Origin of the sequence: Streptomyces sp. NPDC059989 (assembly GCF_042736975.1) — a bacterium.
Lineage (GTDB): Bacteria > Actinomycetota > Actinomycetes > Streptomycetales > Streptomycetaceae > Streptomyces.
Genome location: NZ_JBHWUO010000003.1, coordinates 256464 through 278129 on the forward strand (window position 1 = coordinate 256464; position 21666 = coordinate 278129).

The following is a 21666-nucleotide window of genomic DNA, read 5'->3' on the forward strand; positions in this document are numbered from 1 at the left end:
GTCAACCACAGGTGCGAACCTCGCACGCGGGGTGTACTCCCCAAGGTGGAGCCGAGCATAACCTTTGTCTGATGAGCACTCAGGGTGAATGCGTGACTCCGGCCCGGTGGCGCGGGGCGATGGAGGCCGCACTGTACGGGCCCGGCGGCTTCTACGTGCGGCCGGGCGGGCCGGGGCCGGCCGGGCATTTCCGCACCTCGGTACACGCCTCGGGGCTGTACGCGGGGGCCGTGGCCCGGCTCCTGCTGTGGGTGGACGCGGAGCTGGGGCACCCGGAGGGGCTGGACCTGGTCGATGTCGGGGCCGGGCGGGGGGAGCTGCTGGCCGGGGTCCTCGGGGCGCTGCCTGCGGAGGTGGCCGCGCGGGTGCGTCCGTATGCCGTGGAGCGGGCGGAGCGGCCGGAGGGGATCGATCCGCGGATCCGCTGGGTCGCCGCCCCACCCGAACGGACGACGGGGCTGCTCTTCGCCAACGAGTGGCTGGACAACGTGCCGCTGGACGTCGCGGAGGACGGGCGCTACGTGCTGGTCGCGCCGGACGGTACGGAGACCCTCGGCGGCCCGGTGGACGGGCCGGACCGGGCATGGCTGGAGCGGTGGTGGCCGGGCGGCGGCCGCGCGGAGATCGGCCGGGCGCGCGACGAGGCGTGGGCGGCGGCGGTGGCGAGCCTGGAGCGGGGCCTGGCGGTGGCGGTGGACTACGCGCACACCCGGGAGGCGCGGCCCCCGTACGGGACCCTGACGGGCTTTCGCGGGGGGCGGGAGGTGCCGCCGGTCCCGGACGGCAGCTGCGATGTCACCGCGCACGTGGCACTGGACTCCTGCGCGGGGCCGGGCGCGGTGCTGCTGACCCAGCGCGAGGCGCTGACCGCCCTCGGCGTCTCGGGCGCCCGGCCGCCGCTGGCCCTGGCCTCGACGGACCCGGCGGCGTATGTCCGGGCCCTTGCCGGTGCGGGGGAGGCGGCGGAACTGACCGCCCAGGGCGGGCTGGGGGACTTCGGGTGGCTCTGCCAGCCGGTTCGCCTCCCGGCGGCGTGGCCCGGCGCGACGCTCGGCTGACGCGCCGCTGCTGGGGCTCCGCCCCAGACCCTCCCCCAGACTCCGTCCGGGGGGACCCCCACCTCAAACGCCGGCGGGGCTGAAAGATCCGGGGCTCCGCCCCGCGCCCCGCTCCTCAAACGCCGGAGGGGCTGGATGTGCCGGGCGGGGTCGGTGAGCGGCCCCGCCCGGCGGAATGGGCTTCGTTACTGCGTCACCTCGTGGTCGTGGCCCTCGTGGAGGCCACCCCCGCTGCCGCCGCCAGGCGTCGGCTGCGAGACGACCGGCTTCGACAGCGGGGCCAGGTCGTAGGCGTAGTGGCCGACCGCGTCCGCGATGACGTCGACGTTGATGTCGAGCGCCTTCTGGTCGATGTTGGTGATGTCGTCACCCTTGGCGTGGTAGTTCACGTCGTAGGCGACGCCCGCCTGGCCGCCGAACTTCGCGGCCTCCTCCGGCGTCTTGATGCCCTCGGCGCCGGTGAACGTGCCGCCGGACGGGATGCCGACCTCGATGAACGGGCCGTAGTCCGAGCGGCCGGAGAAGTCCGTGCCCGCGTGCGGGATCTTCTTGGAGTCGAGGAAGTCGTTGATCCCCTTCTCCAGCTGGGCGGAGCCCGCGGGGCCGGGGCCCGCGCCGACGCCGTCCGAGTCGTCGCCGTCGTAGACGAAGTACGCGGCGTTCGGCGAGGCGATCATGTCGAAGTTCAGGTAGAGCTTGATCTGCTTCTTCTGCGCGTCGCTCAGCCCGGCGACGTACGCCTCGGAGCCCAGGAGGCCGTACTCCTCCGCCGACCACCAGGCGAACTTGACCTTGTTCTTGATCTTCGTCTGGCTGCTCGCGAGCCGCTGCGCGACCTGGAGGATGCCGGCCGAGCCGGAGCCGTTGTCGTTGATGCCCGGGCCCGCCGCCACCGAGTCGAGGTGCGCGCCGAGGAAGACGGTGTTGTTCTCGTCGCCGCCGCGGGTCTCCGCGACGAGGTTGTACGTCTTGCGGTTCTCGCGCAGCTGGCGGATGTCCAGGGTGACCTCGACCGGGCCGGCCGCGGCCTCCGCGGCGAGCTTCTCGCCGTCCGCCTGGGTGATGCCGCCGGTCGGGACCTTGCCCGCGTTCGCGTCGCCCAGGGTGCCGTTGAGGGCGCCCGCGGTGTTGTTGTAGATGATCGCGCCGACGGCTCCGGCGGCCGCCGCGTTGGCCTGCTTGGCGGCGAAGGTGCAGCCGCCGCGCTTGACCAGGGCGATCTTGCCGGTGAAGGCGCCGGCGGCGAAGTCGCCCGGCTCGCAGCCGTTCGTCCCGTCCGCGTCGACCGGGGCGACGGCGACCTGGGCCGTCACGCCCTCCGCCGGGGTGCTGGCGGTGTACGTCATCAGGTGGATCGGGACGTCGCGCCCGGCCGAGCCGTTCACCGTGAGCTTCTCGGAGATGGTCTCGACGTACACGAAGTCGAACTCGTTCTTCGTCACCTTGTAGCCGGACGCCCGCATCACGGCTTCGATGTACTGGGCGGACTGGACGTGGCCCTTCGAACCGGCCACGCGCGTGCCCTTGTTGTAGTCCGCGATGGACTGAAGGACCTTCAGGTGGTTGTACGCACCCTTGCCGGTCGCGTCCTTGACCAGCTTCCTGGCCAGTGCGTCACCTCGGGCGGCGTCGCTCTGCGGGCTCCCGGTGGCACCGGCCGGCCCGGCGAGCAGCAACGGAGATACGAGGGCCGCGGCCGCCAGGGCGGCGGTGGCAGCGGCTATACGGCGTGAGGGCATGCAGGGTCCTTCCACGGCAATGTGAGCAGGGAGGAGCGGTGGACGCACGTTAAGCAGCAAGGAGCCACTCTGGCCAGAGTTTTAGCTGATTCCGGTTTGTGAATTCCGCATATCGGCGACTTGGCGCTGCCGTTACCGCCTAGCGGAGGAGGCCCTCGATGAAGTCCGAGCCGATGCGGGCGACCGCCGTCAGGTCCAACTGGTGCTGGACATAACGCCCTTCGCGTCGCGTATGCATCAGACCGGCCTTTTTCAGGACGGCCAGATGGCGTGACACCTCCGGCGCGGTGATCCCGTACACGGCCGCGAGCTCGCTCGTCGTGTACGGGGCCCGGGCCAGGCTCCGGCACAGCCTCATCCGCATCGGGTGGGCCAGCGCCTCCATCCGACGCTGGAGCAGCTCCACCGAGCGGGGCTCGGGGGCCGGTTCGGGGGTGCCGAGCGGATAGTGGACCACCGGCCGCCAGCCGGGGGCGTGCAGTACGAGCAGGTGGGGCCAGCCGAAGTTGGTCGGTACGAAGACCAGGCCGGTGCCTATGCGGGGGTCGGTGGCGGTGGTCGAACCGTTGACCATCTTGTCGGCGGTGATGGTGGTGAGGCCCTCGTCGACGCTGAGCGCGGAGGAGACCTCCTTCAGCGCGGCCGGCAGCCCCTTGCGGCGGAGCACCTCGGTCTTGTGGCGGGCGTCGGCGGTCTGCCCGGGCTCTATGCGCTTCCAGGTCTCGGCGAAGAAGGCCTCGTCGCAGTCCTCCAGGAGCCGGCGCATCCACACCCGGACGGCGGCGGGGTCGTCCAGCAGCCGGGCGGAGAAGTCCAGCTGGCGGGGGCCGCGGGCGGCGGCCGTCTCCAGGGCCCTGGTCCGGGCCGCCGGGTCGGTGAGGGGTGAGGGCCAGCCGCCCTCGTTGTACAGCGCCAGCCAGCAGTGCTCCAGGGCGGCCAGCACGAACTGCTCGTCGTCCATCCGGTCGAGTACGTCGAGCTCCTCGGCCAGGGTCCCGGCGGGGCGGCCGGTCCCTCCGGGGGAGGCGGCGAAGGCCATGAAGATGTCGGAGAACGAGCTCCGCCACATGAAGTCGGCCTCCAGCAGCCGGTCCGCGAGGCAGGGGTCGAGGGCGGCGGCGGTGGCGGTGGTCCAGGAGGTGAGGCGGGGGTGGTGGGCGGGCTGGGAGAGCGCGTGCAGCGCCATGCAGAGCTCTGCGAGCGGGGAGGGCGCGAAGGTGATCCGCTCCGCGGGGAGCCCGGTGATGTCGATGGTGACGCTCATCGGCCCATTCTGTCCCTCACGGACACGGCCGGGGCCGCAGGGGTGCGCGTGACCGGCGCGGATGGCCGATCGACCGGGCGCGGCGCCGCTGCGGGGGCGCTGCCCCCGAGCCCCCGCGCCTCAATCGCCGGCGGGGCTGGATGTTGGCTGATGCCGTCCGTCTGCCGAGGGGCGGAGCCCGATTTGTAGCCGCACCTGTGTGCTGAGGCGGGCAATTCCAGCCCCGCCGGCGTTTGAGGCGCGGGGTGCGGGGCGGAGCCCCGAATCCTGTAGCCGCACACGGGCACTCGGGCGGGCCGAAATCAGCCCCGCCGGCGTTTGAGGCGTGGGGGTCCCCCCGGACGGAGTCTGGGGGAGGGTCTGGGGCGGAGCCCCAGGGGCCTCGGCCGCCGCCGACGGTCGAGGCGCCGGGCGGACGATTGACGGCGGCCGTCAATCGACGGGCAGGTCCGCCGCGGCGGGTTCAGGGTGGAGCTATGACCGCCATCGAGCAGTACCTCATCGACACCTACCGCGCCTCACAGCACGGCGCCCCCATGCCCCCGCCGCCGGGGCGGGACGATCTCGCCGTGCTGCGCGCGGCCCGGTCCTACGAGCAGTTCCGGGCCGTTCTGGACGGCCGCCCGGCCCGGCACCCCTGGTGGGCCGCCCTGCGCCGGGTGTGGGTCACCGCCCGAAGGTGATCTCGTAGGCGACCTCCGCCCGCCGGTCGGCCACCACGATGTCGGCGGTCTCCACCGCCCGCCCGTCCGCCGCGTAGTGCGTCCGCTCGATCTCGGTGATCAGGTCCCCGACACTGATGCCGAGCAGATTGGCCTGCGGCTGGTCCGCGCGCCCCGGCCGCGGGACCTCCGTCGCCGACACGACCGTCACCCCGATCGACCGCATCCGCTCCACCACGCCCGCCCCCTTGAGCGGGCCCCGCTCCGGCAGGATCACCGGCGTGCCGTCCGTGACGGACAGCGGCTCCCACGATTCGCAGATCTCCACCGGGCGCCCTTCCGACAGGAACTCGTACGTCGTCACCACGCACGGATCGCCCACCCCGATGCCCAGCCGCGCCGCGATGCGCTCGGGCGCCGGGATGCGGGCCTTGGAGTGCGCCTCCCAGGTGCCGCTGCCGTTGTTCCGGCCGCCGGGGCCGCTGAGGCGGCGCAGCCGGGAGCGGGGGATCCGCACCCGCTGCCGCGGCACGCGCACGTAGGTGCCGGATCCCGCGCGGCCCTCCAGCCAGCCCTCGATGATCAGCAGCTCCATCGCGCGCTGCGCGATGCTCTGCCCCACCGCGTACTCCGCGGCGAAACGCGCTCTCGACGGCAGCCGGGCTCCGACCGGCCACTCCGCCGCCCGGATCCGTGCCCGCAGCGCGTCCGCCACCTTCAAGTACGCTGAATCACGAGGCATTTGGGCCGTCCTGTACCAGTCGTCGAGACTGACAAGTTAAGCCATCAGGTCGAAGCTGAACCTTCCGGTCCCGACACGCCTTCAGTCGAAGTTCGGCGCGTTGCGCTCGTAGACCAGCCGCAGCCCGATCAGCGTCAGCCACGGCTCGTGGTCGTCGATCACCGAGGACTCGCCGAGCACGATCGGCGCCAGGCCGCCCGTGGCGATGACGCGCACGTCGTCCGGGTCGCCGTTCGCGCCCGCCAGCTCCTTGGCCATCCGGGTGACGATCCCGTCGACCTGCCCCGCGAAGCCGTAGACCACGCCCGACTGCATCGCCTCGACCGTGGACTTGCCGATCACGTTGCGCGGCCGGGCCAGCTCGATCTTGCGGAGCTGGGCGCCGCGGACGCCGAGGGCCTCCATGGAGATCTCGATGCCGGGGGAGATCACCCCGCCCACGTACTCGCCCTTCGTGGACACCGCGTCGAAGGTGGTCGCCGTACCGAAGTCGACCACGATCGCCGGGCCCCCGTAGAGCTCGACGGCCGCGACCGCGTTGATGATGCGGTCCGCGCCGACCTCCTTCGGGTTGTCCATGAGGATCGGCACGCCCGTCTTGATGCCGGGTTCGACGAGGACCGCCGGCACGTCCCCGTAATAGCGGCGGGTGACCTCGCGCAGCTCGTGCAGCACCGACGGCACCGTCGAGCAGATCGCGATGCCGTGGATGCCGTCGCCCAGCTCGTTGCCGAGCATCGGGTGCATGCCCATCAGGCCCTGCATGAGCACGGCCATCTCGTCGGCCGTGCGCCGCGGGTCGGTCGAGATCCGCCAGTGCTCGACGATCTCTTCACCGTCGAACAGGCCCAGGACCGTGTGGGTGTTGCCCACGTCGATGGTGAGGAGCACCGGTTACACCGCCTCGCGCAGATCGAGGCCGATGTCCAGGATCGGGGAGGAGTGGGTCAGGCCGCCGACGGCCAGGTAGTCCACCCCGGTCTCGGCGTACGCCCGGGCGCTGTCCAGGGTCAGCCGGCCCGAGGACTCCAGCACCGCGCGCCCGGCCACCAGGGCCACGGCCTCCGCGGTCTGCGCGACCGTGAAGTTGTCCAGCAGGATCAGGTCGGCGCCGGCCTCCAGCACCTCGCCGATCTGCTCCAGGGTGTCGACCTCGACCTCCACGGGCACGTCCGGGAAGGCGTCCCGTACGGCCTTGAAGGCCTGCGCGACCCCGCCGGCCGCCACCACGTGGTTGTCCTTGACCAGCGCCGCGTCCGACAGCGACATGCGGTGGTTGACGCCGCCGCCGCAGCGCACCGCGTACTTCTCCAGCGCGCGCAGGCCCGGAGTGGTCTTGCGGGTGTCGCGGACCTTCGCGCCGGTGCCCTCCAGCACGTCCGCCCAGCGGCGGGTGGCCGTCGCGATGCCCGACAGGCGGCACAGGATGTTCAGGGCGCTGCGCTCCGCCGTGAGCAGGTCGCGGGTGTGCGCGCGTACGGAGAGCAGGACCTCCCCGGCCTTGACCGTGTCGCCGTCCTCCGCGTGGCGCTCCACCTCGAAGGCCTCCGTGCAGACCACGGAGAAGACGGCCTCGGCGATGCGCAGCCCGGACACGACCCCGTCCTCGCGGGCGACGAAGTCGGCGACGGCCTCGGCGTCCTCGGGGATCGTGGCGACGGTGGTCACGTCGACCCCGCCGTCGAGGTCCTCGGAGAGCGCCATGTGGGCGATGTCCTCGACCTCGACGGGGTCCAGGCCGGCGTCCGCCAGCAGCTGGGCCAGCGCCGGGTCGAGGCCGGTCTCCTCGCCGTCGCCGCAGGCGCAGTCGTCGCCGCAGCCGCCGTCGTTCTGGTCGATCAGGGGGAGTTCGGGGGTGCTCACGGTCACTGCTCCAGGCTCTGGGTGCTGAGGGGTACGTGCACGGACGGGAAGTCCGCGGAGTCGGTGGGGACGACGACCAGGGCCCGCTTCTCGGTCGCCGAGAGCCGGACGACGAGGTGGCGCCGCCAGCCGGCATCGTCCCGCTCCGGGTGGTCCTCGCGCCAGTGGCAGCCGCGGGTCTCCACGCGCCGCTGGGCGGCGGCGACGAGCACCCGGGCCACGCACAGCAGGTTCGTGGCCTCCCAGGTGTCCACCCCCGGTTCGGCGGTCTTGCCGTGCGCTTCGAGGTCGTTCAGGGCGGTGGCGTACAGGCCTTCGAGGGCCTCGGCCGCCGTGCGCAGCGACTCGGCGGAGCGCAGCACGCCCGCGCCGTTCGTCATGATGCGCTGGATCTCGTAGCGCGCCCCGGCGGGCTGCAGTGGCCCGGTCGCGGGGACCGGTATGCCGGGGCCGTTGCCGGAGCGGGCCTGGGCGGTGATGTCGTCGGCGATGCGCTCGGCGAAGACCAGGCCCTCCAGCAGGGAGTTGGAGGCGAGGCGGTTCGCGCCGTGCACGCCGGTGCAGGCGACCTCGCCGCAGGCGTACAGGCCGGGAACGGTGGTCCGCCCGTGCAGGTCGGTCCGTACGCCGCCGGACGCGTAGTGCGCGGCGGGCGCGACCGGGATGGGCTCGGTCACCGGGTCGATGCCGTGGGCGCGGCAGGCGGCGAGGATGGTCGGGAAGCGGTGCTCCCACATCTCGGCGCCGAAGTGCCGGGCGTCCAGGTACATGTGCTGCGCGCCCTGCTCCTGCATGCGGCGCATGATGCCCTTGGCGACGATGTCGCGCGGGGCCAGCTCGGCGAGCTCGTGCTGGCCGAGCATGAAGCGGACCCCGTCGGCGTCGACGAGATGGGCACCCTCGCCGCGGACGGCCTCCGAGACCAGCGGCTGCTGGCCCTCGGCGTCCGGGCCGAGGAAGAGCACCGTCGGGTGGAACTGCACGAACTCCAGGTCGGAGACCTCGGCGCCGGCCCGCAGCGCGAGCGCCACGCCGTCGCCGGTGGACACCGACGGGTTGGTGGTGGCGGAGAAGACCTGGCCCATGCCGCCGGTCGCGAGGATCACGGCGGGCGCGTGGACGGCGCCGACCCCGTCGTGCTGGCCCTCGCCCATGACGTGCAACGTGACCCCGGCGGTACGGCCCCGCGCGTCCTGGAGCAGGTCCAGTACGAGCGCGTTCTCGACCGTACGGATCCCCGCGGCCTGCACGGCTTCGACCAGGGCCCGGGAGATCTCGGCTCCGGTGGCGTCGCCGCCCGCGTGCGCGATCCGGCGGCGGTGGTGGCCGCCCTCGCGGGTCAGCTCTATCTCGCCGGTCTCGGCGGAGGTGTCGAAGACGGCGCCGGTCGCGATCAGCCGGCGGACGGCGTCGGGGCCCTCGGTGACCAGGAGCCGGACGGCGGCCTCGTCGCACAGGCCCGCGCCCGCCACCAGGGTGTCGTCCAGGTGCTGTTCGGGGGTGTCGCCCTCGCCGAGGGCCGCGGCGATCCCGCCCTGGGCCCAGCGGGTGGAGCCGTCGTCGAGCCGGGCCTTGGTGACCACGACCGTACGGCGGCCCGCGGCCGCGCAGCGCAGCGCGGCGGTCAGCCCCGCGACGCCGGATCCGACGACCACGACATCGGCGTCGACGGACCAGCCGGGGGCCGGAGCGTGCAGCCGTATGCCGGTGCCTGCGCCGCCCGACGGGAGGTCTCTGCCTGGGGTGCTCACGAGTGCGCTCCGAATTCCAATGGGATGTTGTCGATCAGCCGGGTCGTGCCCACCTTCGCGGCGACGGCCAGTACGGCGTGCCCCGTGAAGTCGGGGCCGATGTCGGTGAAGTCCTGCGGGTCCACCAGCGCCAGGTAGTCCAGGGTCAGCGGCGGCTCGTGGCGGCCCGCCTCCTCCAGGACGTGGCGCGCGGCGGCCCGTACGGCGTCCGGCAGCCCGGTGTTCGCCGCCGAGACGGCGTGCGCGTCCGCGGAGGCGCGGATCTCCCCGAGCCGGGCCAGGGCGGTGGCCCGCTCGTCGCTGGCCGGGGAGGCCTCGGCCCGGGCGCGCAGCGCCGCCTGCGCGGCGAGCCGGTCCTGCCCGGCGAACAGGGCGCGGGACAGGGTCAGGGCGGTGCGCCGCTCGACGGTGGAGAGGTAGCGGTTGCGGGACGACAGCGCGAGCCCGTCCTCCTCGCGGACGGTCGGTACGCCGACCACCTCGACGGGGAAGTTCAGGTCCGTCACCATCCGCCGGATCAGGGCGAGTTGCTGCGCGTCCTTCTGGCCGAAGAGCGCCAGGTCGGGGCGGGTGAGGTGGAGCAGCTTGGCGACGACGGTCAGCATCCCGTCGAAGTGGCCGGGACGGGTGGCCCCTTCGAGGCGCTCGCCCATCGGCCCGGCGCTGATCCGCACCTGCGGGTCGCCGCCCGGGTAGACCTCGTCGACGGCGGGGGCGAACACGGCGTCGGCGCCCGCCCCTTCGGCGATCGCGAGATCGGCGTCGAGGGTGCGGGGGTAGCGGTCGAGGTCCTCGTTCGCCCCGAACTGGAGGGGGTTGACGAAGACGGTGACGACGACCTGGCCCTCGGGGCCGGCCTGCTCGCGGGCGCTGCGGATGAGGGTGGCGTGGCCGTCGTGCAGGGCGCCCATCGTCATCACCACCGCCCGGCGGCCAGTGCGCGGGAGCTTGTGCAGCTCCTCGGCGGTGTGCAGCAGCAGCTCGGTCACTGGGCCCCACCCTCGGGATCGGCGAGCACGCCGAGCAGGTCCTCGGCGAGCTCGGGCTTGAGCAGACCGTGCGCGAGGGCCCGGTCGGCGGTCGTGCGGGCCATCGCCAGGTATCCGGCGACCGCGCTCGGGGCGTGCTTGCGCAGCTCCGAGACGTGCGCGGCGACCGTACCGGCGTCGCCGCGGGCCACGGGGCCGGTCAGGGCCGCGTCGCCGGAGCGCAGGGCGTTGTCCAGGGCCGCGCCGAGCAGCGGGCCGAGCATCCGGTCGGGGTGCTCGACCCCGGCCTTGGCCAGCAGCTCCATCGACTGGGCGACCAGGGTGACCAGGTGGTTCGCGCCGAGGGCGAGGGCCGCGTGGTAGAGCGCGCGGTTCTCCTCCGCGATCCACTCGGGCTCCCCGCCCATCTCGATGACCAGGGCCTCGGCGGCCAGCCTGAGCTCCTCGGGGGCGGTGACGCCGAAGGAGCAGCCGGCCAGCCGCTGGACGTCGACCTCGGTGCCGGTGAAGGTCATCGCGGGGTGCAGGGCCAGCGGCAGCGCGCCCGCACGGCGCGCCGGGTCGAGCACGGCCGTCCCGTAGCGGCCGGAGGTGTGCACCAGCAGCTGTCCCGGCCGTACCGCGCCGGTCTCGGCCAGCCCTTCGACCAGCCGGGGCAGCGCGTCGTCGGGGACGGTGAGCAGGACCAGATCGGCCCGCTCCAGCACCTGCGCGGGCGTGACGAGGGGCACGTCGGGCAGCATCCGCCCGGCGCGGCGCACGGACGCGTCGGACACGCCGGACACGGCGACGGGCCGGTGCCCGGCCTGCTGGAGCGCACGCGCCAGCGCGGGACCGACCCGGCCGGCGCCGACGACGCCGACGGTCAGCCGGGCAGGGCGTGGCTGCTGAGATGGGTTCACGCGGGGAGGGCCTTCCGTTCCAGTCCGCGGGGGGTACCGGACGATACGCCGCCATGCTAGCTCCTGGGGGTTCTGGCCGGTCGGCGATGATTCGGGCATGACGGACGACCCGCAGGACATGAAGCGGCTGGTGGCGGCCTGGCGCGGGGCGCGGCGCAAGCTGTCCCACGGCCTGCGCGAGCCGACGGTGGCGGAGCTGCTGGCGCCGCTCGCCGAAGCCCCGTACGACCTGGACCAGCCGGCCGACGCGTACGGCGACGGGGTGGTCGCCGAGCTGGAGCGGCGGGTCGCGGAGCTGCTGGGGACGCAGGACGCGGCGTTCTTCCCGACCGGGACGATGGCCCAGCAGGTCGCGCTGCGCTGCTGGGCGGGCCGGACCGGGAACCCGGTGGTGGCCCTGCACCCGCGGAGCCACCCGGAGCAGTGGGAGGGCGGCGCGCTGTCGGTGGTCGCCGGCCTGCGCTCGGTCCACCCGACGACGGAGGCCCGCCAGCCGCTCCCGGAGGAGATCGCCTCGCTCCCGGAGCCCTTCGGCACCCTGATGCTGGAGCTGCCCCTGCGCGAGGCGGGCTTCCTCCTCCCGGCCTGGGAGGAACTGGAGGCACTGGTGGACGCGGCCCGCGAGCGGGAGGCGGTCGTCCACTTCGACGGGGCCCGGCTGTGGGAGTCCACGGTCCACTTCGGCCGCCCGCTGGCGGAGATCGCGGCGCTGGCGGACTCGGTCTACGTCTCCTTCTACAAGTCGCTGGGCGGGCTGAGCGGGGCCTGCCTGGCCGGTCCGGCGGACTTCGTGGAGGAGACGCGCGCCTGGCGGCACCGGTACGGGGGCCAGGTCTTCCGCCAGTTCCCGCAGGCCCTGGCGGCCCTGGCCGGCCTGGAACGGGAGCTCCCGAAGCTCCCGTCCTACGTTTCACAGGCGCGGCTGGTGGCCTCCGAGCTGAGCTCGGCCTTCGCGGCGGAATCCGGGATCCCCTGGTTCCGCATCCACCCGGAGGAACCGCACACGCACCAGTTCCAGGTGTGGCTCCCGTACGACACGGACCGCCTGCGGCGGGCGAGCCTCCGCCTGGCGGAGGAGACGGGCACGGTCCTCTTCCACCGCTGGTCTCCCGACGGGCCGCCGGGTCTGTCGGTCACGGAAGTGACGGTCACGGAGCCGGGCCTGTCATGGACGCCGTCCACGGTCCGGGAAGCCGTGGCCGCCTTCACGGCGCGCCTCTAGGCAGCGCCCTACCGGCCGCCCCAGGTCCTTGAGCCGCACCCACCCACCCCGCCGAGCCAAGCGCAGCGGCACCGGTACGAAACGCCGAAATTCTTCGAATCCCTGTAGTCCACCCCCACCCCGGAGTTACCGTCCCCCGACGGGAATTACCGGCGACCGTGCCCGGAGGAGAGACCATGACCGCTCAGCCCACGTGGCAGAAGTCTTCGTTCTGCGGTGAGGAAGACGCCTGCGTCTACGTCTCCGCCGCCCCCGGCACACTCGTCCGCGTCGCCGACCACGCGGACCCCGCGCACCTCGTCCTCGCCACCACCCAGGCCGCCTGGACCGCCTTCCTCCAGGCCGTCAAAGAGACCGGCTGAGCCCGCCGCGCGCCGCGCCGAAGCAGATCACCCTCAGGGGATTTTGTCCGATTAGCGCGTATCTTCGGCCCATGCCCACGCCCTACGGATCCCGCGGCGGCATGGCGTTCAGCGCTGCTGAGCTGCTCGTGCTCAGGCGTTCGCTCGCCCACGCCCTTCAGCCCTCCTCGGTCCCCCTCACGGCCGCGGAGGTCCAGGACTGCCTGCGCCTCGCGCAGTCGGTGGACGACGTGGTCCAGGAGGCGGGCCGGCTCAGAGCCTTCGTCCTGGAGGACCTGGCCCGCTACCGGGCCGCCCTGCCCGGCAGCCTCTCCGGGTACCTCGAACTGCTCCAGGACGCCCTGGCGGCCGGGTACGAGCCCGTGCCCGACGACCTCGCCGCCCTGCGCGCCCTGCGGGCCAATCCGGTCGCGGCCGCGCTGCTGGACCGGGCCCAGTCCGTCGCGGAGCGCTCCGTACGCCGGCGGCTGTCGACCGCCCCCGCGCCCCGGACCCGCCTGCTGGCCCTCGCCGGCGGCGCCCAAGGCGGCCAGGGCGGCCAGGAGCGCCGGCCGGGTCCGACGCCCGGCCCGAAGCCGCAGCCGCAGCCCAAGGAGCCCCCGGCCCCCGATCAGCCCCCGCGGCCGATCCCGACCCCCGGCGAGGTGTTCCCGCCACGCCGCAAGCCCACCCCGCCCCCGGCGGCCGGGCTGGCGGTCGGCTAGCTACGCTGGGGGGCATGGACTACGTCTCCGCGCTCGTGCCCCCCTTCGTGATGGCCGCGTTCTTCATCGCTCTCGTCGTGACGATCGTGAAGAGCCAGGGCGGCGCCAACAAGGCCAAGGAGGACGCGGCGGTCGACGCCGTGATCGCCCGGGCCGAAGCCGCCCAGCAGCACCAGAAGTAGGCACCCGGGTACGAAGGGCGCACGGCACCGGCCGTGTGCCCGATTTTTTGTTGCGCGTTGTCGGCCGAATAGTCGGGCAATTCCTCACAACCCGCACTATCGTGCTCATGTGCCTCGCCCCTTGGGAGAACTCGAAGACGCCGTCATGACGCGGGTGTGGCAGTGGAACCGCCCGGTCACCGTTCGAGAAGTACTGGAAGACCTCCAGCAGGAACGGTCCATCGCGTACACCACGGTCATGACCGTTATGGACAATCTTCATCAGAAGGGCTGGGTCCGCCGCGAAGCGGAAGGCCGCGCCTATCGATATACGGCGGTCTCCACCCGCGCCGCCTACTCGGCCGCACTGATGAACGAAGCCTGGTCGACGAGCGACAACCCCGCGGCCGCCCTCGTCGCCTTCTTCGGCATGATGTCCGCGGAACAGCGCGAAGCCCTCCGCGATGCCGTACGGATCGTCCAGCACGACGACGAGTCCCCCGCGGAGACCCAGGCCCCCGAAGGGGACTCCGCCGGGCGCCCGCAGGAGCCGGGGCGATAGCGTCCGGTCGCATGGGAGAGTTTTCCGCTGCACATGCAGAAACAGTGACGATCCGCCGCGCCCGCACCGGTGATGTTCCCGCGCTGCGCCGCCTGCTCGACCAGTACGTGCAGCAGCGGATCCTGCTCGACAAAGCCCCCGTCGTCCTTTACGAGGACATCCAGGAGTTCTGGGTCGCGGAACGGGACTCCGACGGCCAGGTGGTCGGCTGCGGCGCTCTCCACGTGATGTGGGAAGACCTCGCCGAAGTGCGCACTCTCGCCGTCGACCGCGAGTTGAAGGGCGCCGGCGTCGGCCATCGCGTGCTGGAGCAGTTGTTGCGGACCGCCCGCGAGGTCGGGGTGAGCCGGGTTTTCTGCCTGACCTTCGAAGTGGACTTCTTCGTGAAGCACGGCTTCGTCGAGATCGGCGAGACCCCGGTGGAGACCGATGTCTACATGGAGCTCCTGCGTTCCTATGACGAGGGTGTCGCCGAGTTCCTCGGTCTCGAACGAGTGAAGCCGAACACCTTGGGCAACAGTCGGATGCTTCTGCACCTCTGATCGATGGCCCTGGCTTTTCCGGTGCTCTGCGTACCTGTGGCCTATGTCCGAATCGCGCACGTTTCCCGCCCTGTTGCGGTCTCGAACCTCTCCCCGGGGGTTTGTGTTTTCCAGGCAAAAGCGGTTTCCTTTCCGCGTACTGCTTTTCGATGAAAGGAAATCCCGGTGGCACAGAAGGTTCAGGTCCTTCTTGTCGACGACCTCGACGGTGGCGAGGCGGACGAGACGGTGACGTTCGCTCTGGATGGCAAGACCTACGAGATCGACCTCACCACCGCCAACGCTGAAAAGCTCCGCGGTCTGCTCGACCCGTACGCCAAGGGCGGCCGCCGCACCGGTGGACGCGCGACCGCAGCCCGCGCCAAGGGCCGTGCCGCTTCGACCGGCAACCCGGACACCGCCGAGATCCGCGCATGGGCGAAGGAGAACGGCTACAACGTGAACGACCGCGGCCGCGTTCCGGCCGAGATCCGCGAGGCCTACGAGAAGGCCAAGGGCTGACCGGGCCGGGTCGTACGGCGCCGCAGGTGCGCGCGGTGGCATTCCGTCGCCGCCGCGGACACCAGGCGTACGAGATCGGGCCCGCGACCGGGCCCGCCGCCCCGGCCGGGACCCGGCAGGGCGGGAAGTAGGGCCTCACACCCCTGCTCGGGGGGCCGCAGCCACACGGCGGCTCCCCGAGGGCTCGGGGGCGGCCCCGGGGGAGCCGGGGCGGTGATCCGGCCGCCCGCACCCAGGGCGGTGAGATCCAGGGCGACCCCGCCCCACTCCAGCCAGTCGAGCAGCCCCTCCAGCTCGTCTGCGCTCCCCGCGGCCACCAGGAACCGCATCCGGCGCCCCATGAGCGCCACCGGGCCCGTGGCGACCGGCCTGCGCAGCAGTGCCGCCCCCGCATCGGACGGCAGCTCCAGCACGTCGAAACGGGACCCCGTGACGAGCTGTGCCGGCGGCCCGCCCGTGACGGTCCAGCCGAGCACCCGCTCGTACCAGGAGTCGTACGCGTCCTCCTCGGCCGCTACGCGGGGCAGCGGAACGGTGACTGCGGGCACGGCGGGTACGGCGGTTACGGCCATGTCCGGAGCAACTCCCGAAACGGTCCGCGGTTACGGCTGAGGTGACACACCGCACCCACGCCTATGCGGAACGTAAACATCCGCGGGGGTGGAGTCCCACATTCGGGACGGAAGCGTGTTCGCCCTTAGCGGAGGCGACCGGTGCCATGGGCATGGAGTGTCCGTCCTTACGGGTAAGACATTCCTAGTGGATCGGGGCGACACGCTGATTTGACCGGGTCCCGTTCGCCATCGGCGTACACGCATGACGGGTATCTGCCTGGCCTGCGGGAACATCGTCTCCCACTATCGGGTTGGAGCAGTTGTCGGCTGTTCAGGCCGGTTTTCCTCACCGACGTGGGGGTGAGCCGTGGACGGATGTCGGCAGTTGGAATGAGCTGTCCCGCCCCGCGGGACTAGCATGCGGAAGGACAGGGCGGGGACCGACCCCGAACTGCCCGACCGCTCTGAGGAGCGATAAACGATGTTCGAGAGGTTCACCGACCGCGCGCGGCGGGTTGTCGTCCTGGCTCAGGAAGAAGCCCGGATGCTCAACCACAACTACATCGGCACCGAGCACATCCTCCTGGGCTTGATCCACGAGGGTGAGGGTGTCGCCGCTAAGGCCCTGGAGAGCCTCGGGATTTCGCTCGAGGCTGTTCGCCAGCAGGTTGAGGAGATCATCGGACAGGGGCAGCAGGCCCCTTCCGGCCACATCCCCTTCACTCCGCGGGCGAAGAAGGTCCTGGAGCTTTCGCTCCGAGAGGCCCTCCAGCTCGGCCACAACTACATCGGCACCGAGCACATCCTGCTCGGCCTGATCCGCGAGGGCGAGGGCGTCGCCGCCCAGGTCCTCGTGAAGCTGGGCGCCGATCTCAACCGAGTCCGGCAGCAGGTCATCCAGCTGCTCTCCGGCTACACCGGCGGGGGCAAGGAGTCGGCCACGGCCGGCGGCCCGGCCGAGGGCACGCCCTCGACCTCGCTCGTCCTGGACCAGTTCGGCCGCAACCTCACCCAGGCTGCCCGCGAATCCAAGCTCGACCCGGTCATCGGGCGCGAGAAGGAGATCGAGCGGGTCATGCAGGTGCTGTCCCGCCGTACGAAGAACAACCCGGTCCTCATCGGCGAGCCCGGCGTCGGCAAGACCGCCGTCGTCGAGGGCCTGGCCCAGGCGATCGTCAAGGGCGAGGTCCCCGAGACCCTCAAGGACAAGCACCTCTACACGCTTGACCTGGGTGCCCTGGTCGCCGGTTCCCGCTACCGCGGTGACTTCGAGGAGCGCCTGAAGAAGGTGCTCAAGGAGATCCGCACCCGCGGCGACATCATCCTGTTCATCGACGAGCTCCACACCCTCGTGGGTGCGGGTGCCGCCGAGGGCGCGATCGACGCCGCCAGCATCCTCAAGCCCATGCTGGCCCGTGGTGAGCTGCAGACCATCGGTGCCACGACGCTGGACGAGTACCGCAAGCACCTCGAGAAGGACGCGGCCCTCGAGCGCCGCTTCCAGCCGATCCAGGTGGCGGAGCCTTCCCTCCCCCACACGATCGAGATCCTCAAGGGCCTGCGCGACCGCTACGAGGCCCACCACCGCGTCTCCATCACGGACGAGGCCCTCGTCCAGGCGGCGACGCTGGCGGACCGGTACATCTCGGACCGCTTCCTCCCGGACAAGGCGATCGACCTGATCGACGAGGCCGGCTCCCGGATGCGCATCCGCCGGATGACCGCGCCGCCGGACCTCCGCGAGTTCGACGAGAAGATCGCGGCCGTGCGCCGCGACAAGGAGTCGGCCATCGACTCCCAGGACTTCGAGAAGGCGGCCTCTCTCCGCGACAAGGAGAAGCAGCTGCTCGCGGGGAAGACCAAGCGCGAGAAGGAATGGAAGGCCGGCGACATGGACGTCGTCGCCGAGGTCGACGGCGAGCTCATCGCCGAAGTCCTCGCGACCGCGACCGGCATTCCCGTCTTCAAGCTCACCGAGGAGGAGTCCTCGCGACTGCTCCGCATGGAAGACGAGCTCCACCGTCGGGTCATCGGCCAGAAGGACGCCATCAAGGCGCTCTCCCAGGCGATCCGCCGTACCCGTGCGGGTCTGAAGGACCCGAAGCGCCCGGGTGGCTCGTTCATCTTCGCCGGTCCGTCCGGTGTCGGTAAGACCGAGCTCTCCAAGACGCTCGCCGAATTCCTCTTCGGCGACGAGGACGCGCTGATCTCCCTCGACATGTCGGAGTTCAGCGAGAAGCACACGGTTTCCCGTCTCTTCGGTTCGCCCCCCGGCTACGTGGGCTACGAAGAGGGCGGCCAGCTCACCGAGAAGGTGCGCCGGAAGCCGTTCTCCGTCGTCCTCTTCGACGAGGTCGAGAAGGCCCACCCGGATATCTTCAATTCCCTTCTCCAGATCCTGGAGGACGGTCGTCTGACCGACTCCCAGGGCCGGGTCGTGGACTTCAAGAACACGGTCATCATCATGACGACCAACCTGGGTACCCGGGACATCTCGAAGGGCTTCAACCTCGGCTTCGCGGCCGTGGGCGACACCAAGACCGGCTACGAGCGGATGAAGGCGAAGGTCAACGAAGAGCTCAAGCAGCACTTCCGGCCCGAGTTCCTCAACCGCGTCGACGACACGGTCGTCTTCCACCAGCTCACCGAGGAAGACATCATCCAGATCGTCGACCTGATGATCGCGAAGGTCGACGAGCGCCTGAAGGACCGCGACATGGGCATCGAGCTGAGCGGCGACGCGAAGCTCCTGCTCGCCAAGCGCGGCTACGACCCGATCCTGGGTGCCCGGCCGCTGCGCCGGACCATCCAGCGCGAGATCGAGGACGTCCTGTCGGAGAAGATCCTCTTCGGCGAGCTGCGTCCCGGTCACATCGTGGTCGTCGGCAAGGAGGGTGACGGCGAAGAGGCCAAGTTCACCTTCCGCGGCGAGGAGAAGTCGGCTCTGCCGGACCTCCCCCCGATCGAGGCCACGGGCTCCGGCCCGGACCTGTCGAAGGGCGCGTAGCGCTCAGCGGTACGAAGGGGCGGCCCCGGGACTGAGAAGTCCCGGGGCCGCCCCTTTGGCGTGTGCTACTCCCGGGTCGATGTGGTCTCGGCCCGGGGGAAGTGCTGCACCGCCCGCGCGTCGGATGCCCGGTCCTCGCGGGTGCGCCCGTGGAAGCGCAGGGTCCGGACGAAGGGCAGCCGCAGGTCCCCGGGGACGGAGCCGAGGGCGCTGCGCGAGATGGTCAGCTCGCGCAGCTTCTCCAGGGAGGCGATGGCCCGCCAGTCCGCGTCGGCCGGGACCCAGGAGTCGGGGAGCCTGAGGATGCGCAGTGCCTGGTGCCGGGCCAGACCGGTCAGGGAACGCGGGGGCCCGGTGAGGACGAGCGTGCGCAAGGAGGCTTCGGGGGCGAGGTCGTCGGGCGACCAGTCGGCGTCCGCGCCCAGGCTGAGCTCCCGCAGCGCGCTCCAGCCGACGGTCACGGCCCCGACGTCCACGGAGCGGGCCGGCTGGAGGTGCGCGCGCTCGACGGGCAGCCCGGTCAGTCGGGCCAGGTCGGTCAGGGCGGGGCAGCGCATGATCGAGACGACCCGCAGGGAGGTGTCTCCCCGCAGGAAGCCGAGGCTGGTCAGCCGCTCGTTGTCGCGGATGCTCAGCGAGGTGATGGGGGTGCGCCGCCGGTAGCGCGCGAGGGCCTCGTGGGAGACGTCGCCCGCCACGGTCAGGCGTTCCTGCGGGGCGAACTCGCCGAGCGCGTCCAGTTCGGCGTCGGAGTGGACCGTCAGGGTCTCGGGGATCCTGGGGAGCCGGGCGATGACCTCCTCGGCGTACTGCCTGGTGTCGAACAGGGGCCAGAACTCGACCAGCTTCCCCTGCACCAGAGCCGAGTCGTGCGGGGCGTAGCGGGCGAGCAGCGGTATGGCGAGGTCGGAGCCGACCGAGCCGGCCGCCACGACCGTGTAGAAGGCGAGAGCGGCATCGGGCTCCGCCCCGGGTCCGCGCAGCAGGTCCAGCGCCAGCGGGCCGACCCGGCCCAGGGCGTAGGCAGCCTCCAGGTTCGTCGGCGGTACGAGGTGCTCCGCGGCCGCCTCCACCTCGGCGCGGAGCGCCGGGTCCAGCTCCGCGGCGTACTCCAGGGAGGCGAGGGCGAGCAGGACGGCGCGCTCGGAGCCCTGGTCCAGCAGGGCCCGGATGATCTCGGTGCGGTCCCTGGGGCGGCCCTGGGCGACGGCCATGCGGATCACGTCCTCCCACTGGTCGTTCCCGGCGTGGCCGGCCAGCTCCCCGAAGCTGCCCTCGTCGAGGGCGGCCCGGGCGCCGAGGAAGTCCTGGAAGGTCCGGTGGACGATCTCGACGGTGTCCTCCGTGGGCGCGCGGAGCAGCCCGGTGCGCTCCAGGAAGTGCTGGAAGACCGCGGGGGGCTCGCCGAGGACGCGGGCGGCGGGCACGGCCGGGAGGGCGTCGGCGATCAGGGCCTCGGCGCGCTCGCGCTCCATCTCGCCCCGGCCGTTGCGGATCAGCCAGTACGCGAGCCGCTGGAGCAGCTGGAGCTGCGGTTCCTCGGCCAGTTCCGGCAGGCGCAGGCCCCGCTCGTGGTCGCGGCGGTGCAGCAGCATCGACAGGGCCGCCGCGTAGAGCTCCTTGCGGCCCGAGGGGAGGTAGCCCCGGCGTTCGCGGTGCAGGGCGCAGATGAGCCCGCACAGCAGCGGATTGGTGGCCAGCCGGGCCAGGTCGGGCTTGGTGCGTACGGCGTCCAGGAGCTGCTGCTTGTACTCCGCCGGGACGTGCTCGGCGGCGGTGTGCCAGCGCTCGATGAAGGAGCGGACCTTCGGCGGGGTCATGGGGGCCAGCGTGACCTCGGCGAAGCCCAGGTCGACGAGCCAGTCCCGGCGGACCGCCGAGGGCCGGGAGGTGACCAGCCAGCGGTTGTCCCCGTAGGCGGTGATCAGCTCGGACAGCCATTCGCGGGCCTGGCGGCGCTCGGACTCGGGGACCTCGTCGATCCCGTCCACCAGCAGCAGGGCGCGCCCGTCGCGCAGGACCCGGTTCGCCCAGCCCTCCGGGGCCTCCCCGGCCAGGGAGGTCCCGGTCAGCAGGGCGTCGGCCGCGGGCAGCCGGCCGCCGTGGCGGGTGAGGCTGCGCAGCGGGAGCACGAAGGGGATCTGGTCGCCCCCTTCGCCCCGGGCGGCGGAGACGGCCAGCCACTGGCTCAGGGTGGTCTTCCCGGAGCCCGCCTCGCCGCGCAGCAGGACGCGGTGGTGCTCGGTGAGGAGCTGGTCGGCGGGGAGGGAGTAGGACGGGGAGTCGTACCCCGGCCCGGCGCCGGTCGCGGTGGCCGCCAGGTTCACGTACGCCGCGTCCAGCGGCCAGCGCGCGGAGCCCGGGGCCAGGTCCAGGCCGAAGATGGTCAGGGCGCTGTGGCGCTGGGCCACGTAGGCCAGGTAGCGGCGCTCGAAGGGCGCGTCCCGGCCTTCCTGGCGGGGGATGCGGGTCAGCACCTCGTCCGTCTTCGCGGCCAGATCGCCGATGCTGCGGCTCTGCTCGACCAGGGTCGCGGCCACGAAGGTGGAGCGCTGGGTGAAGAAGTTCAGGATGTGCAGGCAGGCCACGTCCACGAGGCGGGCGTGGAAGAGCTCGGCGTCCCGCGAGAGGCCGAGGGGCGGGGCGGCGGCCCGCAGCTTGCGGGCGAAGGCCCGGTGTCCGAGGCGGACGGCCTCCAGGTCGGAGAGGGCGAGGTCGCCGAGCGCGTTCAGGGTCACGGCCAGGGCGGTCGCCACGCCCGCCTCCTCGTCCGGGGGGAGGGGCCGCTCGCCGGAGAGCCGCAGGGCCTGGCGCACCAGGTCGTCGGCGAGGCCGCGCAGGTCCGCGGCGCCGAGGCCGCGTTTCTCCCGCCAGGCGACGTAGGAGGAGATGCGCAGTTCGCGGTCGCGTTCGACCAGGCCCGCGCCCGGGCCCTCGCTCTGGAAGAGCTTCTTGATGAGGGGGGTCAGTGCCCCCGCCGCCAGCCGGATACCCACCGTCGATAAGTCCACGACGTTGGAGCGTAGTGACGGTTGCCTGCCGAAGGTCCCGGAACGGGTAGTCGAAGGTCCTGGGCCGGTG

Annotated in this window: 20 protein-coding genes; 10 read left to right on the forward strand and 10 right to left on the reverse strand. The window is 72.2% G+C overall.

Features of this window, described 5'->3' with window-relative positions:
- Positions 1-71 precede the first annotated feature (71 nt).
- On the forward strand, positions 72-1058 hold the full coding sequence (locus tag ACFWBN_RS04535; RefSeq protein ID WP_385170410.1) for an SAM-dependent methyltransferase: 987 nt from the start codon (positions 72-74) through the stop codon (positions 1056-1058).
- Between the two features lie 185 nt (positions 1059-1243).
- Here ACFWBN_RS04535 and ACFWBN_RS04540 read toward each other — a convergent pair whose 3' ends face one another.
- Together ACFWBN_RS04540 and ACFWBN_RS04545 are read right to left on the reverse strand one after the other, a co-directional pair.
- A complete protein-coding gene (locus tag ACFWBN_RS04540; RefSeq protein ID WP_385170413.1) occupies positions 1244-2797 on the reverse strand; it encodes a M20/M25/M40 family metallo-hydrolase in 1554 nt (517 codons plus the stop codon).
- A gap of 139 nt (positions 2798-2936) precedes the next feature.
- The gene (locus tag ACFWBN_RS04545) at positions 2937-4061 is read right to left on the reverse strand and encodes a DUF5937 family protein (protein WP_385170417.1); all 1125 of its coding nucleotides are present in this window, start codon (positions 4059-4061) and stop codon (positions 2937-2939) included.
- A 476-nt stretch (positions 4062-4537) separates the two neighbouring features.
- On the opposite strand from ACFWBN_RS04545, the gene ACFWBN_RS04550 reads away from it, so the two are divergent.
- Complete coding sequence (locus ACFWBN_RS04550) at positions 4538-4744, forward strand: hypothetical protein (RefSeq protein ID WP_385170420.1); 207 nt, start codon at positions 4538-4540, stop codon at positions 4742-4744.
- Here the strand turns inward: ACFWBN_RS04550 and ACFWBN_RS04555 are convergent.
- The 6 genes from ACFWBN_RS04555 to ACFWBN_RS04580 form a co-directional block, all read right to left on the reverse strand.
- On the reverse strand, positions 4728-5465 hold the full coding sequence (locus tag ACFWBN_RS04555; protein ID WP_385170423.1) for a GntR family transcriptional regulator: 738 nt from the start codon (positions 5463-5465) through the stop codon (positions 4728-4730). The genes ACFWBN_RS04550 and ACFWBN_RS04555 overlap by 17 nt on opposite strands.
- A gap of 81 nt (positions 5466-5546) precedes the next feature.
- Positions 5547-6356 carry a type III pantothenate kinase gene (locus ACFWBN_RS04560; RefSeq protein WP_385170426.1) on the reverse strand — a complete coding sequence of 270 codons (810 nt, stop codon included), beginning with the start codon at positions 6354-6356 and terminating at the stop codon, positions 5547-5549.
- 3 nt (positions 6357-6359) lie between these two features.
- Entirely contained in the window at positions 6360-7328 is a 969-nt protein-coding gene (gene nadC / locus ACFWBN_RS04565) for a carboxylating nicotinate-nucleotide diphosphorylase (protein WP_385170540.1), read from the reverse strand.
- Positions 7329-7330: 2 nt separating this feature from the next.
- Entirely contained in the window at positions 7331-9079 is a 1749-nt protein-coding gene (locus ACFWBN_RS04570; RefSeq protein WP_385170429.1) for an L-aspartate oxidase, read from the reverse strand.
- Positions 9076-10068, reverse strand: a complete 993-nt coding sequence (gene panC, locus ACFWBN_RS04575; RefSeq protein ID WP_385170431.1) for a pantoate--beta-alanine ligase — start codon at positions 10066-10068, stop codon at positions 9076-9078. Before panC ends, ACFWBN_RS04570 begins: the two co-directional genes overlap by 4 nt.
- Positions 10065-10970, reverse strand: a complete 906-nt coding sequence (locus ACFWBN_RS04580) for a Rossmann-like and DUF2520 domain-containing protein (protein WP_385170434.1) — start codon at positions 10968-10970, stop codon at positions 10065-10067. The genes panC and ACFWBN_RS04580 overlap by 4 nt, the downstream gene beginning before the upstream one ends.
- A 97-nt stretch (positions 10971-11067) precedes the next feature.
- Here ACFWBN_RS04580 and ACFWBN_RS04585 point away from each other — a divergent pair, with 97 nt between their 5' ends.
- The 7 genes from ACFWBN_RS04585 (at position 11068) to ACFWBN_RS04615 (ending at position 15024) form a co-directional block, all read left to right on the forward strand.
- Positions 11068-12192, forward strand: coding sequence for a threonine aldolase family protein (locus ACFWBN_RS04585; protein ID WP_385170437.1), 1125 nt, complete (start codon positions 11068-11070; stop codon positions 12190-12192).
- A 176-nt stretch (positions 12193-12368) separates the two neighbouring features.
- Positions 12369-12554, forward strand: a complete 186-nt coding sequence (locus ACFWBN_RS04590; RefSeq protein ID WP_385170440.1) for a DUF397 domain-containing protein — start codon at positions 12369-12371, stop codon at positions 12552-12554.
- Positions 12555-12625: 71 nt separating this feature from the next.
- Positions 12626-13258, forward strand: a complete 633-nt coding sequence (locus ACFWBN_RS04595; protein ID WP_385170443.1) for a hypothetical protein — start codon at positions 12626-12628, stop codon at positions 13256-13258.
- Between the two features lie 14 nt (positions 13259-13272).
- Positions 13273-13440 carry a hypothetical protein gene (locus tag ACFWBN_RS04600; protein WP_385170446.1) on the forward strand — a complete coding sequence of 56 codons (168 nt, stop codon included), beginning with the start codon at positions 13273-13275 and terminating at the stop codon, positions 13438-13440.
- Positions 13441-13549: 109 nt separating this feature from the next.
- Positions 13550-13981, forward strand: coding sequence for a BlaI/MecI/CopY family transcriptional regulator (locus ACFWBN_RS04605; protein ID WP_385170449.1), 432 nt, complete (start codon positions 13550-13552; stop codon positions 13979-13981).
- A gap of 11 nt (positions 13982-13992) precedes the next feature.
- Positions 13993-14523, forward strand: a complete 531-nt coding sequence (locus tag ACFWBN_RS04610; RefSeq protein ID WP_385170452.1) for an amino-acid N-acetyltransferase — start codon at positions 13993-13995, stop codon at positions 14521-14523.
- A 165-nt stretch (positions 14524-14688) separates the two neighbouring features.
- Complete coding sequence (locus ACFWBN_RS04615; RefSeq protein WP_385170455.1) at positions 14689-15024, forward strand: Lsr2 family protein; 336 nt, start codon at positions 14689-14691, stop codon at positions 15022-15024.
- On the opposite strand, the gene ACFWBN_RS04620 is transcribed toward ACFWBN_RS04615, so the two are convergent.
- On the reverse strand, positions 15003-15596 hold the full coding sequence (locus ACFWBN_RS04620) for an SCO3374 family protein (RefSeq protein ID WP_385170458.1): 594 nt from the start codon (positions 15594-15596) through the stop codon (positions 15003-15005). The two genes, ACFWBN_RS04615 and ACFWBN_RS04620, sit on opposite strands and share 22 nt — an antisense overlap.
- A gap of 463 nt (positions 15597-16059) precedes the next feature.
- Between ACFWBN_RS04620 and ACFWBN_RS04625 the strand changes: the two genes are divergently transcribed.
- Entirely contained in the window at positions 16060-18585 is a 2526-nt protein-coding gene (locus ACFWBN_RS04625; protein WP_385170461.1) for an ATP-dependent Clp protease ATP-binding subunit, read from the forward strand.
- A 65-nt stretch (positions 18586-18650) separates the two neighbouring features.
- On the opposite strand, the gene ACFWBN_RS04630 is transcribed toward ACFWBN_RS04625, so the two are convergent.
- Positions 18651-21596: an NACHT domain-containing protein gene (locus ACFWBN_RS04630; protein ID WP_385170464.1), complete on the reverse strand. Its 2946-nt coding sequence runs from the start codon at positions 21594-21596 to the stop codon at positions 18651-18653.
- Between the last annotated feature and the right edge of the window lie 70 nt (positions 21597-21666).

Coding starts and splice junctions, on each gene's coding strand:
- ACFWBN_RS04600 (WP_385170446.1), top strand. CDS start 13,273: ATGGACTACGTCTCCGCGCTCGTGCCCCCCTTCGTGATGGCCGCGTTC.
- ACFWBN_RS04550 (WP_385170420.1), top strand. CDS start 4,538: ATGACCGCCATCGAGCAGTACCTCATCGACACCTACCGCGCCTCACAG.
- ACFWBN_RS04545 (WP_385170417.1), bottom strand. CDS start 4,061: ATGAGCGTCACCATCGACATCACCGGGCTCCCCGCGGAGCGGATCACC.
- ACFWBN_RS04535 (WP_385170410.1), top strand. CDS start 72: ATGAGCACTCAGGGTGAATGCGTGACTCCGGCCCGGTGGCGCGGGGCG.
- ACFWBN_RS04590 (WP_385170440.1), top strand. CDS start 12,369: ATGACCGCTCAGCCCACGTGGCAGAAGTCTTCGTTCTGCGGTGAGGAA.
- ACFWBN_RS04620 (WP_385170458.1), bottom strand. CDS start 15,596: ATGGCCGTAACCGCCGTACCCGCCGTGCCCGCAGTCACCGTTCCGCTG.
- ACFWBN_RS04595 (WP_385170443.1), top strand. CDS start 12,626: ATGCCCACGCCCTACGGATCCCGCGGCGGCATGGCGTTCAGCGCTGCT.
- ACFWBN_RS04610 (WP_385170452.1), top strand. CDS start 13,993: ATGGGAGAGTTTTCCGCTGCACATGCAGAAACAGTGACGATCCGCCGC.
- ACFWBN_RS04555 (WP_385170423.1), bottom strand. CDS start 5,465: ATGCCTCGTGATTCAGCGTACTTGAAGGTGGCGGACGCGCTGCGGGCA.
- ACFWBN_RS04585 (WP_385170437.1), top strand. CDS start 11,068: ATGACGGACGACCCGCAGGACATGAAGCGGCTGGTGGCGGCCTGGCGC.
- ACFWBN_RS04540 (WP_385170413.1), bottom strand. CDS start 2,797: ATGCCCTCACGCCGTATAGCCGCTGCCACCGCCGCCCTGGCGGCCGCG.
- ACFWBN_RS04625 (WP_385170461.1), top strand. CDS start 16,060: ATGTTCGAGAGGTTCACCGACCGCGCGCGGCGGGTTGTCGTCCTGGCT.